At 45.0% G+C, this 16,334-nt stretch carries 17 protein-coding genes; 11 read left to right on the forward strand and 6 right to left on the reverse strand.

Translation table 11 applies throughout. The features are described 5' to 3' along the window. Window positions 1-110 precede the first annotated feature (110 nt). Both R7D93_RS08620 and R7D93_RS08625 read right to left on the reverse strand, forming a co-directional pair. Window positions 111-1,484 (reverse strand): L-cystine transporter, encoded by a 1,374-nt coding sequence (locus tag R7D93_RS08620; RefSeq protein WP_005377885.1) that lies wholly within the window; start codon window positions 1,482-1,484, stop codon window positions 111-113. Window positions 1,485-1,684: 200 nt separating this feature from the next. Further along, on the reverse strand, window positions 1,685-2,374 hold the full coding sequence (locus tag R7D93_RS08625; RefSeq protein WP_053350419.1) for an NAD(P)H-binding protein: 690 nt from the start codon (window positions 2,372-2,374) through the stop codon (window positions 1,685-1,687). 248 nt (window positions 2,375-2,622) lie between these two features. On the opposite strand from R7D93_RS08625, the gene cobT reads away from it, so the two are divergent. The 8 genes from cobT to btuD all read left to right on the forward strand — a co-directional run bounded on the left by cobT (window position 2,623) and on the right by btuD (window position 10,688). Next, window positions 2,623-3,666 (forward strand): nicotinate-nucleotide--dimethylbenzimidazole phosphoribosyltransferase, encoded by a 1,044-nt coding sequence (cobT, locus tag R7D93_RS08630; protein ID WP_225495584.1) that lies wholly within the window; start codon window positions 2,623-2,625, stop codon window positions 3,664-3,666. A 29-nt stretch (window positions 3,667-3,695) separates the two neighbouring features. Continuing rightward, entirely contained in the window at window positions 3,696-4,472 is a 777-nt protein-coding gene (locus R7D93_RS08635; RefSeq protein WP_031777196.1) for an adenosylcobinamide-GDP ribazoletransferase, read from the forward strand. Further along, a complete protein-coding gene (gene cobU / locus R7D93_RS08640) occupies window positions 4,469-5,002 on the forward strand; it encodes a bifunctional adenosylcobinamide kinase/adenosylcobinamide-phosphate guanylyltransferase (protein ID WP_053350418.1) in 534 nt (177 codons plus the stop codon). Before R7D93_RS08635 ends, cobU begins: the two co-directional genes overlap by 4 nt. 11 nt (window positions 5,003-5,013) lie before the next feature. Continuing rightward, complete coding sequence (cobC, locus tag R7D93_RS08645) at window positions 5,014-5,628, forward strand: alpha-ribazole phosphatase (protein WP_017820880.1); 615 nt, start codon at window positions 5,014-5,016, stop codon at window positions 5,626-5,628. A 128-nt stretch (window positions 5,629-5,756) separates the two neighbouring features. Then, window positions 5,757-7,553, forward strand: a complete 1,797-nt coding sequence (locus R7D93_RS08650) for a M3 family oligoendopeptidase (protein ID WP_225495585.1) — start codon at window positions 5,757-5,759, stop codon at window positions 7,551-7,553. A 274-nt stretch (window positions 7,554-7,827) separates the two neighbouring features. Then, the gene (locus R7D93_RS08655; RefSeq protein ID WP_225495586.1) at window positions 7,828-8,856 is read left to right on the forward strand and encodes a succinylglutamate desuccinylase; all 1,029 of its coding nucleotides are present in this window, start codon (window positions 7,828-7,830) and stop codon (window positions 8,854-8,856) included. A gap of 82 nt (window positions 8,857-8,938) precedes the next feature. Further along, window positions 8,939-9,934 (forward strand): vitamin B12 ABC transporter permease BtuC, encoded by a 996-nt coding sequence (gene btuC / locus R7D93_RS08660; RefSeq protein WP_042521936.1) that lies wholly within the window; start codon window positions 8,939-8,941, stop codon window positions 9,932-9,934. After that, window positions 9,921-10,688, forward strand: coding sequence for a vitamin B12 ABC transporter ATP-binding protein BtuD (gene btuD, locus R7D93_RS08665; protein ID WP_017820884.1), 768 nt, complete (start codon window positions 9,921-9,923; stop codon window positions 10,686-10,688). The genes btuC and btuD overlap by 14 nt, the downstream gene beginning before the upstream one ends. Window positions 10,689-10,757: 69 nt before the next feature. Here the strand turns inward: btuD and R7D93_RS08670 are convergent, their stop codons facing one another. The 3 genes from R7D93_RS08670 to R7D93_RS08680 form a co-directional block, all read right to left on the reverse strand. Further along, window positions 10,758-11,333, reverse strand: a complete 576-nt coding sequence (locus R7D93_RS08670; protein ID WP_005377875.1) for a nucleoside triphosphate pyrophosphohydrolase family protein — start codon at window positions 11,331-11,333, stop codon at window positions 10,758-10,760. Window positions 11,334-11,443: 110 nt separating this feature from the next. After that, complete coding sequence (locus R7D93_RS08675; protein WP_130546033.1) at window positions 11,444-12,016, reverse strand: DUF1415 domain-containing protein; 573 nt, start codon at window positions 12,014-12,016, stop codon at window positions 11,444-11,446. Between the two features lie 88 nt (window positions 12,017-12,104). After that, on the reverse strand, window positions 12,105-13,328 hold the full coding sequence (locus R7D93_RS08680; protein WP_124008770.1) for an MFS transporter: 1,224 nt from the start codon (window positions 13,326-13,328) through the stop codon (window positions 12,105-12,107). Window positions 13,329-13,434: 106 nt separating this feature from the next. On the opposite strand from R7D93_RS08680, the gene R7D93_RS08685 reads away from it, so the two are divergent. Then, entirely contained in the window at window positions 13,435-14,304 is an 870-nt protein-coding gene (locus tag R7D93_RS08685) for a LysR family transcriptional regulator (protein ID WP_005389786.1), read from the forward strand. A 27-nt stretch (window positions 14,305-14,331) separates the two neighbouring features. On the opposite strand, the gene R7D93_RS08690 is transcribed toward R7D93_RS08685, so the two are convergent. Beyond that, the gene (locus R7D93_RS08690; protein WP_005377871.1) at window positions 14,332-14,562 is read right to left on the reverse strand and encodes a glutaredoxin family protein; all 231 of its coding nucleotides are present in this window, start codon (window positions 14,560-14,562) and stop codon (window positions 14,332-14,334) included. A 138-nt stretch (window positions 14,563-14,700) separates the two neighbouring features. Here R7D93_RS08690 and R7D93_RS08695 point away from each other — a divergent pair, with 138 nt between their 5' ends. Beyond that, window positions 14,701-15,216: a M48 family metallopeptidase gene (locus R7D93_RS08695; RefSeq protein WP_005377870.1), complete on the forward strand. Its 516-nt coding sequence runs from the start codon at window positions 14,701-14,703 to the stop codon at window positions 15,214-15,216. Beyond that, window positions 15,203-16,330 carry a 23S rRNA (adenine(1618)-N(6))-methyltransferase RlmF gene (rlmF, locus tag R7D93_RS08700; protein ID WP_213968895.1) on the forward strand — a complete coding sequence of 376 codons (1,128 nt, stop codon included), beginning with the start codon at window positions 15,203-15,205 and terminating at the stop codon, window positions 16,328-16,330. Before R7D93_RS08695 ends, rlmF begins: the two co-directional genes overlap by 14 nt. The last annotated feature ends 4 nt before the right edge of the window (window positions 16,331-16,334 follow it).

A 16,334-nucleotide genomic window follows, 5' to 3' on the forward strand; every position in this document is an offset into this window, starting at 1 on the left:
CCTTGACTAGCAACGAAAGATGCAAGTTGAATTTTTGAAAATGAAAAAAGCCGATGGCGAACCATCGGCTTGATATTTTACGTTTTATCGCTTTGGAAGGAATTTGAGTTCTATGCTCGTGTTTCTTCCAATGTTGCTTCACTTTCTGGTGACTTAAGCACTCGGCTAGCAATTGTACCCGCAGTCATTGAACCTGAAACGTTTAGTGCGGTACGTGCCATGTCAATCAGTGGTTCAATAGAGATAAGTAGTGCCGCGATGGTCACAGGTAAGCCCATTGCAGGAAGAACAATCAAGGCTGCAAACGTCGCACCGCCGCCGACACCTGCAATACCAAATGAGCTGATGGTGATAATCGCAATCAATGACAGGATAAAGTGTAGATCAAGTGGGTTGATGCCCATTGTCGGAGCTACCATCACTGCAAGCATTGCAGGATAGATACCCGCACAGCCGTTTTGGCCGATAGTGGCACCAAACGATGCTGATAGGTTTGCAATCGCTGGTGGTACGTTAAGCTTGGTGATTTGCGCTTCTACGTTTAGTGGAATTGTTGCTGCTGAGCTACGAGATGTAAACGCGAAGGTCAGTACAGGCCAGATTTTCTTAAAGTATTCCGCAGGGCTAACGCCAACAAAAGAGACCAATACGCCATGAACAACAAACATCAGTGCGATAGCAACATAAGACGCCACAATAAAGCCAAGTAGGTTTAGGATGTCGCCTGCGCTTGATGTCGCTACCACTTTCGCCATTAGTGCTGCGATGCCGTATGGCGTTAGGGCCATGATCATCTTCACTAATCGCATAACGATAGATTGAGCAGCTTCTACGAAAGTACGAATCGGTGATTCCAACTCTGCTTTTTCCATCATCACTTTACGAGCGGCGATACCGGTTAACACGCCGAAAATCACTACAGCGATAATCGATGTCGAGCGAGCACCTGTTAGATCAGCAAATGGGTTGGTTGGAATGAAACTAACCAGCATTTGAGGAATAGTTAGGTCACTTACTGTACCGGCACGGCTTTCTAAAACGGCGATACGAGCGGTTTCACGCGCACCTTCAGTTAACCCTTCTGCTGAAAGGCCAAATGTCGTTGTCACCAAGATACCGATAAGTGCAGCAATTGCAGTCGTTACTAAAAGAACAGAGATGGTCAGGCCAGAAATTTTACCTAAAGATCCACCTTTCTCCAATTTAACAACTGCAGAGATCATCGATACCAATACTAGTGGCATGATGACCATTTTCAGTAGACCAACGTAGCCACTGCCTACAATGCCTACCCATTCAAGTGTTTGAGCAATTGCGCTGTTGCCTTCACCGTGAATGAGTTGCAAAGCAAGACCAAAAAGAGAACCGGTAACAAGACCGATCAAAACGAGACGTGAAAGAGTGTGTTTCTTTTGTTGCTGATTAAATAGAAAGAACAATATTCCAACAAAGACGGCTAGAGAGGCTATCACTGCAAAATTCATAATTTGACCTTATCAACCAGCCGAAGTGGCGGTTGTTTTTTATACGGGGTTTTATACGGATTTATTTATGGAGCGTAAGATAACGCTCGTGATATAACTTTAAAAATGACAAACGGGTATTAGCTAGATCTAAAATGAATATAAAAACGAGATCTAAGTCGCGTGAGAGCATGAATTAGCACGTTAATTGTACAAAATGGTTATTCGTAGTGATGCAGTAAGTCACGCATTTCTTTCCTTTGTAAGTAAACCACCGAGTCTTCTTGATAACTGAAAAGTTGATAAATCATCGCTTTGGCGACATCTTCTGCTCGAATAGGTAAAAAGTTGGACAGTTTGCCAAGCATAAGTGGGCGAATTACCTTAAACAGAGTTTGTACTAACTTCTCGTCCATTCTTGGGTTTTGACGTTGACCAACAAGCGGGCCTGGGCGAACAAATACGATTTCCTCAAAATCCATAGCTTCGATTCGTTGTTCCATTTGTCCTTTACAAGCTAAGTAATGGGATGGCGATTTACTATTTGCACCGAGGCTAGAAACAACCGCAAGGCGTTTGACTCCGATTGTTTTCATTTGTTGGGCGACTTTGCACACCAGATCAACATCTACTCTACGCAAATTATCCTTACTGCCTGCTTGCTTAAGGGTCGTGCCTAAACAGATAAAGCCGATGGTTGGTGTTGGTTGGTTCTCATCCCATTGGTGGATAGAAAGGTCTGCATCAATGAGAGGAATAAGCTTGTTGTCCACATCTAGGACGCCATCGAGTGGGCGGCGAGAAAGATAATATAATGTTCCAACACCTGATTGATTTATGAGGTTTGCAATGACTTTTGAGCCTACTAAGCCAGTTGCACCGGCGATGATTGCGCAGGTGTTGTTATCCATATCTTTTCTCCTATATGGGAACATAGTCTAAGCTATTGTAGCGGATTTCAACGAGTTACTTATAATCTCGTGCAAGAAAGGTGAGACGCTCTGCGAACTCGGCAGACTATCCTGAGATAAACTTGATTAGCGCTGCCCCAATTGGATGCAAGTGTATACAATAGTGGGCGCGCAAAAACTGTCGCTGAACAAGACCTCTTGAACAACAGAACACCTCTCACCCAGACAACATCAAAGGAACGTAAAAAATGGATGACTCTTTTGCTGCGGAGATACAAGCACGCATAGATAACAAAACCAAACCCGTCGGTTCTTTAGGCTTATTGGAAAAGGTGGCACTGCAGTTAGCTCTTATTCAAAGTCAGAATAAACCTCAGCCAGTTGATTCCATCGCTATCTGCAAACCAAGCATGCTGGTATTTGCTGGAGATCACGGCGTTGCAGAGGAGGGGGTGAGCATTGCGCCAAGCGAAGTCACTCAGCAAATGGTGGCTAACTTTCTCGCTGGCGGCGCAGCCATCAACTGTTTTTGCGACATCAATGGCATTCAACTCAAAGTAATAGATTGCGGCATGTTGGCTCCTATTGATGTGCTTGTTCCAGAATTTAAATCCCATCCCAACTTGGTTGAACAACGGTTGGGTAACGGTACGGCTAATTTTTCTAAACAATCCGCGATGTCCCCAGAACAAGTGGCGTTAGGTTTAGAATATGGTGCGAAGATTGCTGAGCAAACCATTTTGCATGGTTCAAACCTCTTGATGTTCGGTGAGATGGGCATCGGTAATACCAGTTCGGCCTCAGCACTGTTATCGGCACTGAGCTCATTAGATATTGATTATTGTGTTGGCGTTGGCACCGGAATCAATCAACAGCAGTTGAGCCGCAAATATAAACTGGTAGCACAGGGGGTAAACCGATGTCGAGGTCTTGATACCAAAGCGATTCTCGCACAGGTTGGGGGCTTTGAAATCGTACAGATAGTGGGCGCTTTTTTAGAAGCCAAGCGGCTTAAAACTCCAGTTTTAGTGGATGGGTTTATCGTATCGGTAGCGGCTTATATTGCGACGTTGTTAGACGAAGAAACGCGTGAATACATGTTGTTTGCCCATCGCTCTGAAGAAAATGGACATAAATTTGTATTGGAACATCTAAAAGCAGAACCTCTGCTCGACCTTGGTTTACGGCTAGGGGAGGGAACAGGAGCCGCTCTTGCCTTGCCTCTGTTAAAAGCTGCTGCCCAGTTTTACAACAAAATGGCGAGCTTCGAGAGTGCAGGAGTTACAGTTTAGTGTCAGTCCCTGATAATTCTGAGAAAGTCATGCCGTCATCGTTAAGATACCAGTGGGAGTTATTTCTATTAGCTACCAGTTTTTTTAGCCGCTTACCCGTGCCCCAAGCGTTGCATTACAGTGAAGAACGCATGAATCAGGCAGGCCGTTACTTTGCGTTAGTTGGTCTCGTGCTTGGAGCACTTTGCGCTTTGGTATTCTCGCTCACCTCAATTTTTTTCCCAGAGTCGGTTGCCATAGTATTAACGATGGTGTTTAGCTTATTGTTAACTGGGGCTTTTCACGAAGACGGCTTGACCGATATGGCGGATGGCATTGGCGGTGGCATGACCGTAGAGCGACGCCTCTCTATTATGAAAGACAGTCGTATTGGCACTTATGGTGCCGCCACTCTCATTATGGCGTTATTGGCTAAGTATGTTTTTTGGAGTGAACTGGCTAACTTGCCGCACTTTTGGTTGGTCATTGTCGTCGCTTACACCGCAAGCCGAGCACTAGCAGCGACGCTTATTTATGACATGCCTTATGTCAGTGACAGTGATACGTCGAAAAGTAAACCGCTAGCAAGTCGCCAGTCTTCTCTAGAAGTCTCCATTTTGTTGTTTACTGGTGGCATAACATTGCTTGTGCTTGGTATCGCGGATGCGATCTTGATATCGCTTGTTCTCGTGGTATTTCGTTTGATGTTCAAACGTTGGTTAACCAAGAGAATTGGCGGCTTTACGGGGGATTGCCTTGGCGCAGCGCAACAGTTGTCGGAACTGCTTATTTATCTCACTATGATTGGGTTGTATCACTCCTCATGAAGCAATTGATACTCGGTGGCGCGCGCTCTGGGAAGTCGCATTTGGCAGAAAAAACAGCTAAGCAATTATCGGTCGCTTCTCATCGATCATTACACTATGTTGCAACCGCGCTGCCATTTGACCAAGAAATGCGAGAGCGAATAGCGCATCATCAAAAGCAACGCGGGGGCGAGTGGCAAGAGCATGAATGCCCCCTTCATTTATCTGAGTTACTGACAAATTTCGCTACCACCGATGTTGTATTGGTCGATTGTTTAACCTTGTGGCTCAACAATTGGATATTTGAGTTAGGTGATGAATGTTCCAATGAGAAGCTAGAAGCAGAAATTGAAAAGCTTATACAGGTGGTGCGTGGCTCAGATGCGACGTTAATATTCGTCTCTAACGAGGTTGGAATGGGCATTGTACCTTTGGGGGCGGTTAGTCGTTATTTTGTGGATAATGCAGGACGGATGAATCAAAAACTAGCCAGTGTTTGCCATCGCGTTACCTTTGTTGCTGCTGGTTTGCCGTTGGTTCTTAAAGAGTAGGATGGAACAAAATGAAAACACTCAATATCTATCTTGTGCGTCATGGAAAAGTAGACGCTCCACCAGGACTCCATGGCCAAACAGATGTAAAAGTTACGCCTGCTGATCAAGAGAGTATTGCTCGGGCTTGGGCTGAGAGTGGACGAGGTGTGGGTGGAATAATTTCTTCTCCGCTTTCACGCTGTCAAGAACTGGCAAACATCATTGCTGAACAGCAATTATTACCAGTAATGACGGATGAGTCTTTACAAGAGATGGCATTTGGTGATTTTGATGGTATGCCTTTTGATATGCTCACTGAGCAGTGGAAAAAGCTAGATGCTTTTTGGCAATCGCCAGCACAACATACGTTGCCGAATGCTGAGAGCTTAAGCACATTTTCTGAGCGCATATGTCGCGTTTGGTCTCAAATCATCAACGATATCAATGACAATCTACTTATCGTCACGCATGGTGGCGTCATTCGTATGATTCTTGCTCATGTATTGGAGTTAGATTGGCGTAACCCAAAGTGGTATTCGACGTTGTCGATAGGAAACGCTTCTGTCACGCATGTAACAATTACCATAGATGAGCAAATTTACGCCTCGGTGCGTTCGATTGGCGTACCTCTTTTAACTCGTTAATTTATAAATATTAAAATGCCCAGAACGATATTGCTTACGGGCATAGTCACGGAAGATGTCAGTGGAAGCCCATCTGCTAGGTGCAGGAAGCGAAAATTGACTCAGTTACATAAAAAGGAAATATAGAAATGACAACGCCGAGTTGGGATTTGTCCATCGTTTATAACGACCTTTCTGACCCACGAATTCAAGACGATATTGCTCTTGTGGAACAATGTATTGATCTTTTGAATAAACAATCAGCAGATTGTGGCAACGTAGAGATCATGCAAAATGCGATTTTAACCAATGAAGCCGCGAGTCGTTTAGCGGGTACAGTTGCAAATTTTGCGAGTTGTTATGCTTCTGTTGATGCAACAAACGCCGAAGCGAAATCGTTACTTGGTAAAATGACCCGCATCTTTTCGGAGCTTTCCCAAGCGTTCAGTCCCTTTGATTTGACATTAACTCATGCCGACGAAGAGTTTATCTTGCGCGTGTTAGACCATGAGAATCCTGATATCAGTGGGCAAGCTTTTTCTATCTTGAATTCTAGAAAGTTGGCGGATACTCGTCTTAGCAACGCAGAAGAACAGTTACTGGCTGCGATGAGTGTGGATGGCAAATCGGCTTGGGGTAACCTATACGATAACCTGACTGGCTCATTGAAAGTGAAGCTTAAGTATGTAGATGGTAAGAGTGAAGAGCTTGGGTTTTCTCAAGCGGCAAGCATTCTTTATGGTTCTGAATTCAAGCGTCAAGAAGCCGCGTGGCGAGGCGTACAAGATGCAATGCAAACGCATCAAGAATCATTCGCTGCGATTTTGAATGCGTTAGCAGGATGGCGCTTAACTGAAAACAAAAAGCGTTCTACGAAGCGTGAAGTTCACTTCCTAGAGCCGAGTTTGCATGGTAGCCGAATCCAAGCTGAAACTTTAAATGCGATGATGACCGTAGCCAAAGACAGTCGAGCTATTGGTCAGAAAGCAGGTTTATTGATGGCGCAAGTACATGGTCTGGATGAGATGAAACCTTGGAATCATCTGGCGGCTATGCCTGCTTTGAGCGGTGAAGCGAAGGTTTACGATTTTGATGAAGCGATTGATGTTATTTGTGAAGCATTTGAAACAGTAAACCCTGAGATGTCGGAGTTTGTCCGTTTGATGGTACAAAATGGTTGGATTGATGCCGCGCCAAATGCTAACAAGCGTCTTGGCGCATACTGCACCAAACTGCCAGCAACGCGAACACCACTTGTGTTTATGACTTGGAGTGGCAGCCGTTCAGACCTTATGACTCTGGCACATGAACTTGGCCATGCGTTCCATAACTGGGTTATTCGTGATTTGCCACTTTGCCAAACTTACTACCCAATGACGTTAGCAGAAACCGCCTCTATCTTTGCAGAAAACATCGTTCGTGATCATTTGATTTCGAAAGCGGAGAGCGTTGATGAAAAGCTCGAAATGTTGTGGGAAGAGTTGTCATCTGCGCTAGCTTTAATGATCAACATTCCGGTTCGCTACGAGTTTGAAAAATCGTTCTATGAACGCCGCCAGGATGGAGAGTTAACCGCAGATGAATTCTGTGAGTTGATGTCAGAAACTTGGAAAGAATGGTATGGCGACGTAATGAGCGAACCGGATCCGTACTTCTGGGCAAGCAAGCTGCACTTTTCTATTGATAGCGTGAGCTTTTATAACTACCCATACCTATTTGGTTTCTTGTTTAGCAAGGGTATCTATGCACAGCGAGAAACCAAAGGCGAAGCGTTTTACACCGATTACATCAATTTGCTGCGCGATACAGGCTGCATGATGGCGGAAGATGTCGTCGAAAAGCACCTGTCGATGGATTTAACCCAGCCAACGTTTTGGCAGCAGAGTGTTGAGCTAGTGCGTGAAAAAGTCGATGAGTTTGAGCGTTTGCTCGCACAGCGCGGCTAAGTTTTTCGCAGTGTTGATGCATAATCTGCTTTATAGCTACAAAAATTTGATCAAATCATAATGATCTTAATCAGGGCTGTGGTAAAGTTCACAGCCCTAACACTTTGTAATTGTTTGAAAATTAAACGCCTCAATGCTTGATTTGAGTGCCTGGCGCGAAAAGGCATCGGATTTTCGAGGGAAATAGTGATTTCTACTCATAAGTGAGATCGCAGCAACAAAAATCCTTTGTACAATTTATTAACATATCCGCCGTGCTATTAAGGAGTAACGCATGACGAAGTCTCTCTTTCGCCAATCGTTTTTAACTGACACGTTAGATGTTCATATTGATGTTGCACCAGCGGAGCAGGTGCTTTCTAGCGGTGTAAAACTTAAACTCTATCAGCGTGGTGTATTAGAAGTAATCCCTGCGAATTATACTCAGGATACGAAGAACATCATCATCTCTTGTGGGGTTCACGGAGATGAAACCGCACCGATGGAGCTGGTGGATTCCATTATTCAAGACATAGAATCTGGGTTCCAGACGGTCGATACCCGTTGTCTGTTCATTATCGCTCACCCAGAATCCACTCTGGCGCACACGCGATTCCTCGAAGAAAACCTCAACCGTCTGTTTGACGAAAAAGAACACAAACAGACAAAAGAGCTTGTTATCGCCGATACACTTAAGCTGCTTGTTCGAGATTTTTATCAGGATACCGACCCGACAACACGCTGGCACCTTGATTTACACTGCGCGATTAGAGGCTCCAAGCACTATACGTTTGCAGTAAGTCCTAAGACTCGCCATCCTGTGCGCAGCAAAGCATTGATCGATTTCTTGGACAGTGCACACATTGAAGCTGTGCTCCTGTCAAACTCCCCATCGAGTACGTTTAGCTGGTACAGTGCCGAGAACTTTGGTGCGCAGGCTCTGACGATGGAGCTTGGGCGTGTGGCTCGTATCGGTGAAAATGACCTCGATAAACTGACCGCGTTTGATTTGTCTTTACGTAATTTGATTGCGGAAACGAAGCCAGAACACCTACCAAAACCATGCATTAAGTATCGCGTAAGTCGCACAATCGTTCGTTTGAACGAAGACTTTGACTTTATGTTCGACGACAATGTTGAAAACTTCACCTCATTTGTTCACGGCGAAGTGTTTGGTCATGATGGCGACAAACCATTAATGGCGAAGAATGAAAACGAAGCGATTGTCTTCCCGAACCGCCACGTCGCAATAGGTCAACGTGCAGCTCTGATGGTTTGTGAAGTGAAAACCCGTTTTGAAAAGGGTGAGTTGGTTTACGATTAATCCAACATTGCTTTGAGAAGTTAATTGCAATTTACCGAGGCTTAACTGTAAGGTTAAGCCTCGTTTGTTTTTATCGGCCGCTATGGATTTTCAACAACTTATCTTGAACAAGGAACGACGCTGGCAACGTAACCTGATGGTTATGTCGATCGTGCTCGCTGTACTCTCTGCCATTCACTTGATGGTCGGAGAAATTTTCCTTTCTCCTTTTCAATCCTTATCTGCATTTGAACAGAAGTTATTGGTGGACTTGCGTTTACCGAGGTTAGTGTCTGCGGCAATTATTGGTGCTGCGTTAGCGGTATCTGGCGCGACGTTACAAGTGTTGCTTGGGAACGTGTTGGCTGAACCTGGCGTGCTTGGTATCTCTGGTGGCGCAAGCTTAGCAATGGTCTTAATCATGTTCGCGTCACCTGTTCTTCCTACCCCGATTGTTTTTATGTTGGCAGCGATTGCAGGCTCGATGGTATTCACGTTTGTTTTGGTGGCGATAGCAAGGGCAATGCACCTGACGACGGCTCGATTGCTTTTGGTTGGGGTCGCATTGGGTATTTTATCGAGCGCGATTGTGACGTGGGCATTTTACTTTAGTGATGATCTCAGTTTACGCCAACTGATGTATTGGTTAATGGGCAGTATTGGCGGTGCAAGTTGGTATCAACATACCGTTACTTTGGTGATGTTACCGGTGCTTATCTGGTTATGTTGTAAAGGCAAATCGCTTGATAAATTGATGCTGGGTGAGATTCATGCAACCCAATTGGGTGTCGATGTGCATCAAATGCGTTGGAAATTGATCCTCGCCATTTCTGTTTTGGTGGGTAGTTCAGTCGCTTTGGGTGGCATCATCAGTTTTGTTGGTTTGGTGGTGCCGCACTTGTTGCGTTTGGCTTTTGGTACGGAAAACCGTTATTTATTGCCACTTTCTGCAATATCTGGTGCTGCGTTGCTTGTATTTGCTGACATCGGCGCAAGACTGTTATTGGACTCCGCAGAGTTACCTTTAGGTGTCATGACAACATCGATTGGCGCACCTATTTTCATCTGGATGCTGGTGAAGAGTCATGATGCACGTTAAACATATGTCGGTTGGTAGTCGATTATTGCCTCTTTCTTTTGAATGCAAAGCTGGCGAAATCGTACATATCGTTGGGCCTAATGGTTCCGGTAAGAGTACTTTATTGGCTGCGATTTCTGGTACGTTAAGTCACCGAGACGGTATGAGTGGTGAAGTGTACGTTGGCAACAAAAACTTGCTTACTTTACCGTTGTCAGAGCAAGCTCATGTGCGAGGTTATTTGTGTCAGCAATCACGCCCTGCATTTAATGTCGATGTTTTTCAGTATCTAGCACTATCTCTGCCGAGTGGCGCTGAGATTGCGGATATCAAAGTGCGTGATGCCGTCAATATGGTGGTGGAGCTGGTACAACTGCAAGATAAGCTTCATCGCAGTATTCAAACATTATCCGGTGGTGAGTGGCAGCGTGTCCGATTAGCAGGTGTATGTTTGCAGGTGTGGCGTACCATTAATCCTTTTTCGCAGTTTTTAATTTTGGATGAGCCAGCAGCACCGTTAGATATTGCGCAAGAGGGTCTGCTCTATCAATTGATTAACGCTATGGCGGCGCAGGGGATTGGAGTATTGGTTGCTAATCACGATCTCAATCGCACATTAAAGCACGCAGATAAAGTATTGCTGCTTAACAACGGTGTGCTGCACTCATCAGGAAGTGCCGATACTGTGCTAACGGAAGAAGCGCTCGGGGAAGTGTTCAATACTCAAGTCAAAAAGGTCATCGTAGATGAGCAACCTTATTTAATCTTTGATTAGTATTTAGGGACAATAAAAAAACGACCTACTTGAGGTCGTTTTTTTAATCGAGAAAGCCAAACTCAACGCTTACTGAGTTAGCGGTTTTAGATCTGCTGGGCGGTAGTAAACAGATTTGAGTACTTTGCCTTTACGAATGGTTTTACCTTCCGATACGAAATCTTCGGCGCATTTCGCGATGATGTATTCACCTTTCTGCACCGCCATCAACTTGATGCCTTGTTCTGCGTAGAATGCTTCTGTTTCTGAGTACTCTTGCTCGTTACGGCATACTTTGCTCATGTTGCTTGAATGTACTTCATCCCAGCAAGGAATAAACTCGATACCACGGTTTACCGCAACGTTTAATAGAAGATCAATTAAGTAGCTGATCGCCAGATTGTCTTCTACTTTGCTGTGGCCAAGATGAACGAGACGGCCCATTAATACATACACGCTGTCTACGATGGCATCTGCTTGCTCAGTTTTACAATCTGCTTCTGCTAGCTCTGTTAGCTCTTCGATCGCCAAAGAGGTGTGTAGTGTGTCTGCTTGCGTATCAAGGCTTGCAGCGTCTGCGACTGGTAAGTCGAACGTACTACGGAACTCGGTGATATCACGGTATAAGTGATCAAAAATCTCTTGGGTTAGCTTTGACAGTTGCATTCTAATTTCCATTGAATCGATTGAAGCGGCAATGATACCAAACCGCACTTTGAACCCCAAGGGCATTGCATCTAACTGGTGATAAATCTGCCTTTGGGGAATAGTGGTGCTTAACGAAATAGGTAAGGGAACAGCTTTTTACGTTCTTCCTCTGAAAGGGAGGAAACACGAGCGATGTTCGTATCGGGAATGGATTCAGGATCAGGATAGTGTTTTAGTACCTTTTCCATACTCTCTTCGCGAATCAAATGGAAGATCGGGTAAGGAGAACGATTGGTCAGGTTTTCGTCGTCTTCAGGCCTTGCGCCACCAAAACAGTAATCAGGATGGAAAGTCGCTACTTGGAAAATACCTTCCCAGTTTTGCTGCTTAATTAATCCTTCAACCCAATCTATGCAAAAGTTGTAGTCCCAGAAATCTTGTAGCATGTTGGGAACCACAACCAACGTGGTCTCAAGCTGTTCGGGCTCTGTGTTACTCAGCTCAATCAGTTGCAATAAAATATCTTCAAGAAGCGTTTCTTCTTGAGTCGCTTCACTAACAAAGATTTTGATTTGTTTATTACGTTGCGGCTTGGCAGCAAACGGACAAAGGTTGAGCCCGATTACCACATCGTTGAGCCATTGGTTGACCTGTTGAGTGATCGCTTCGATATCTGTGTTTTGTGTTGAACGCGTTGACATACGACTTTCTGGTTTTATTAAAGTAGCGCAAGCATAGCAGAGTTGGTTATCCAAGTAACCAGAGAGGTATTACGTAAATGAGCGTACCTTAGCTACTCTTTAAACTCGCAGTGTCAGGTGTTTGGTCAGTATGCTTTCTTTCGGCAATGTGTTTCAAATACGCAATTGCAGCAAACATTGCTAGGTAGACGGCGCTTCCCCCCATAAGAACACTCGACCAACCTCCATGCTGCCAACAATAAAGAAGTAAGAATCCTCCTAAGCTACCGCCTACGTAGTAGTGTACTAAGTAGAGCGCTGTCGCGGTGGCTTTGGCACGAGTGGCATTCTGACCGACCCATCCGTAGGCGAGGGTATGAGTAAAGAAGGCACCAAAACTTATTAGCAACAATCCAACTAGCATTGCAGTCAAGCTTTCAACCGCCGCAATCCACATCCCCGTCATGCTCACTATCGCGCCTAAGAACATACCGAGGATTGATGAATAACGTTTACTCCAGTGGCCTGCGCAACGAGAGGAGAAAGTCCCTCCCAAGTAACAAATAAAGATCAGTGAGGCCAACCCGACGGGCACATTGTGAGGTTCACTCACCAGACGGAAACCCATGACGGAGTAAAGGTTGACGAACAAAGCAAAGTTGAGTCCTCCTATCAGCATCGCGAACCACACGCGTTGGTTTTTAAAATGACCAATAAGCGCACGATTTTGATGGCGCAAGCTGCTTGATGACGGGGTGAAGTTGCGCTGTGTTGGCAATAAATAGTGAACGCCAATGACACCAAGCAGAGTGAACACCATCATAACTTCAATGGCGACATCAACACTGAAATTGTCCGCCAATAAGCCGCCGCTAATACGCCCTGCAATACCGCCTAATGAGTTAGCCGCAATGTACGTTCCAATTGCCATCGAGAAAGCGTGCTTGTCGAGCTCTTCTGCCATGTAAGCCACGGCGACCGCAGCAAAAGCTGCGAGCGCGACACCGATCAGTGCTCGACATACCACCAAAAACAGAAATGAGTCACCAAACAGCATCAAAGCGGAAAGGGTAGGAATCGAAAACAGACCAGCCATCATGACTGGCTTTCGTCCCACTGATTCTGACAACACAGCCATCGGAACGAGGCTAAAAGAGAGAGCGAGTGTTGAGGCCGCAAATAACCAGTTCACTTGCGTTTCTGAGATCGTAAAAATTTGGGCAAAAGTGGGCAGCATTGGCTGTAGTAGGTATAAATTTGAAAAAACCAAGAAGGAACCAAGCGCTAGCGAGAGCGTAATGCGTTTGTATTCCGGTGTGCCAAAACTGACCATGAATCCTGCCTAATGTGAGCAAATGGAGAGACTGTGATCAATCTATCAGTTCGTTATAAATTAAAAAAATATATTAAAAATATGGACACCATATATTTTTGATCTAATGGAATCGAAACAACTTAAACATTTTCTGGCGGTCGCTGAACACGGAAACATTACCCATGCGGCGAAAGCCCTGCATATTGCCCAGCCCGCATTAAGCATTTCTATCAAAAAGTTTGAGCAGTCTTTGGGCGTTACCCTATTTCGCCGTGATGATAAAAAAATCAGCTTAACGAAAGAGGGCGAAACGTTATTTGTGCATGCTAAGCGGGTGATTCAACAGTTGCACGACGCGCAGCTCGCGATTGATGAGTTGAAAGGTTTAGCGAAAGGCGAAGTAAGACTAGGGACGCCATCAATGATGGGCAGTTATTTCTTTCCACGAATTGTGATGGCGTTTAAAAGCCAATTCCCTGAGTTAAAATTGACCTTGGTCGAAGCTGGAACTCAATCGATTCGTCGTATGCTGCTCAATGGTCAACTCGATATTGGTGTGATCAGTTGTGATAATGTGCCTGATGATCTAGAAACTGACCATTTGTTTACTAGCCAAATGGTCGCAGTTGTTTCACCTGAGCATGAGTTAGCCCAGCGACACGCTCTTACTTTTGATGAGTTCTTTGAACACGATTTGGTTATGTTTCAGCATGGCTATTTTCACCGCGAATTTTTGGATCAGGTGAGTGAGGAGCATGGGTTTACCATGAAGTCATCATTCGAGACCAACTTACTGCCTTTGATTTTGAGTATTGTAAAACAAGAGTTTGCGATTACCGCGTTACTGGAATTGGTGACTCAACATGAGTCGGGCGTTGTTGGCTTACCGTTTGAACCACCAGTGACGCTGGATCTGGCACTTGCTTGGCGCAAGCAGGGGTATTTATCAATAGCAGATCGAACGTTTATCGACTTTATCAAGCGCTACGTTTAAACGCAGCGCAGATTCATCGTCCGAGCACTAGTCGCCTTTGTACATCTTCTCGAAGTTCTTTGGGTTCCAGCCAATCATTACCCGATCACCAATTTTTAAAACTGGCACTGAACGAGCACCAAGCGCATCAAGTTCTTTGCGACCGCGTTGCATCTTAGCATTGCACAAACGATAGTTAATATTTTTCGAATCCAGATAACGTTGAGCATCTTTGCAGTGAGGGCATTTGTCTTTGACGTAAAGGACGACACGTTTCATTGAGTTTCTCTCCATTATCATTGGGAGGCGAAGTTTAACGGCCTTTCACAATAAATGAAAGGCGAAAGCTAAGGTGAAACTGTCCTTTATCTCAGGTATATTGAGCGCCTTTATTTTGTCATAACAGACGTTAATTCTATGCATCCGTCACTTCGATACATTCAAGGCTACCCACAAAACATCGTAGAGCAGGTGAGCTCGTTGATAGCGAGTGGCAAGTTTGTTCCTTGGTTCGAGAAGCGTTATCCCGACAGGCACCAAATCAAAAGCGAAAGGGCGCTCTATGAGTACGCCATGGCAATCAAAAACCGCTACATGAAGAAAGCCGCGCCAATCAGTAAAGTCGTCTACGATAAGAAAATTCACGCGGTAAACAACGCGCTTGGTTTGCACAGTGTAATCAGTAGAAACCATGGCGGTAAGCTGAAGTCGAAAAACGAGATTCGCATTGCCAATGTATTTAAGGATGCGCCCGAGCCACTATTAAGAATGCTGGTGGTACATGAGTTGGCGCATACTCGTGAGAAAAACCACGACAAGGCGTTCTATCAGCTATGTTGCTATATGGAGCCTGAGTATCACCAACTCGAATTTGATGCTCGTTTGTTTATGATTTACCTCGATTTAAAAGCGAATTTGAATGAAGAACAATAATCACAACGCGAAGCAAGCAAAGCCAAAGACTTCAAAGGCGGCTCAGAATAAAGACGCGAATAAAGCCAAGCCGAAGCGTGTTAAAGACAAAGTTGCGCGCAAATCCTCGCAGCCTGCAGGAAAGAGCGAAGTCGAGTTCATAAAAATAGCGAAGAATGGTTTGCATGAGCGTAATGTTCATCGAGGTCGTTACGATTTTAAAAAACTCGTGGAAAGTGAACCACAGTTAAAGCCATTCGTTATCAAAAATCCGAAAGGGGAAGACTCCATAAACTTCTCTGATCCTAACGCTGTTAAAATTCTCAATAAAGCATTGCTTGCTGCGTATTATGGTATCGAGTTCTGGGGCATTCCCGACACCTACCTTTGCCCACCGATTCCGGGCCGCGCTGATTACATTCACCGAGTGGCAGAACTTCTTGATGGTGAAGTAAAAGGTCAGTACGCGCACCAAAAAGTGAAAGCGTTGGACATTGGCGTGGGAGCAAACTGTATTTATCCGATTGTTGGTGTAACAAAATACGGTTGGCACTATACGGGCAGCGATGTCGATCCAAAATCCATCCAATCGGCTCAAACGATCGTAGAGCACAATCGTGTTTTGACGGGAAAAATTGCACTGGTACAGCAATACAATGATGCCAATATTTATCGAGGTATCATTCAACCGAATGATCGTTATGATGTGACGACATGTAATCCGCCATTCCACCGTTCGGCGGAAGATGCCGCTATGGGCAGCCAGCGTAAAATCGATAATCTAAAAGCAAACCAGCGCAAGAAAGGGCTAAAACCTCAAACCGCACAAGTAAAGACAAGTAAACCTGTGTTGAATTTTGGCGGTCAAAACGCTGAATTGTGGTGTGAAGGCGGAGAAGCGGCGTTTATCCGAAAAATGGCGAATGAAAGCCAAGCTTTTGCCGCGCAGGTCTTGTGGTTTACAACACTTATATCCAAAAAAGACAACGTTCGCCCGATGCGTAAGCAGCTTGAAAAATTGGGTGTGAAAGCCGTTCGTGTGGTTGAAATGAGTCAAGGGCAGAAAGTGAGCCGCTTTGTAGCTTGGTCATACATGGATAAGCAACAGCGCAGAGCATGGATTGAACTCAAGTAACGTT

It is taken from the genome of Vibrio sp. YT-15, from assembly GCF_033337445.1.
Taxonomy (GTDB): domain Bacteria; phylum Pseudomonadota; class Gammaproteobacteria; order Enterobacterales; family Vibrionaceae; genus Vibrio; species Vibrio alginolyticus.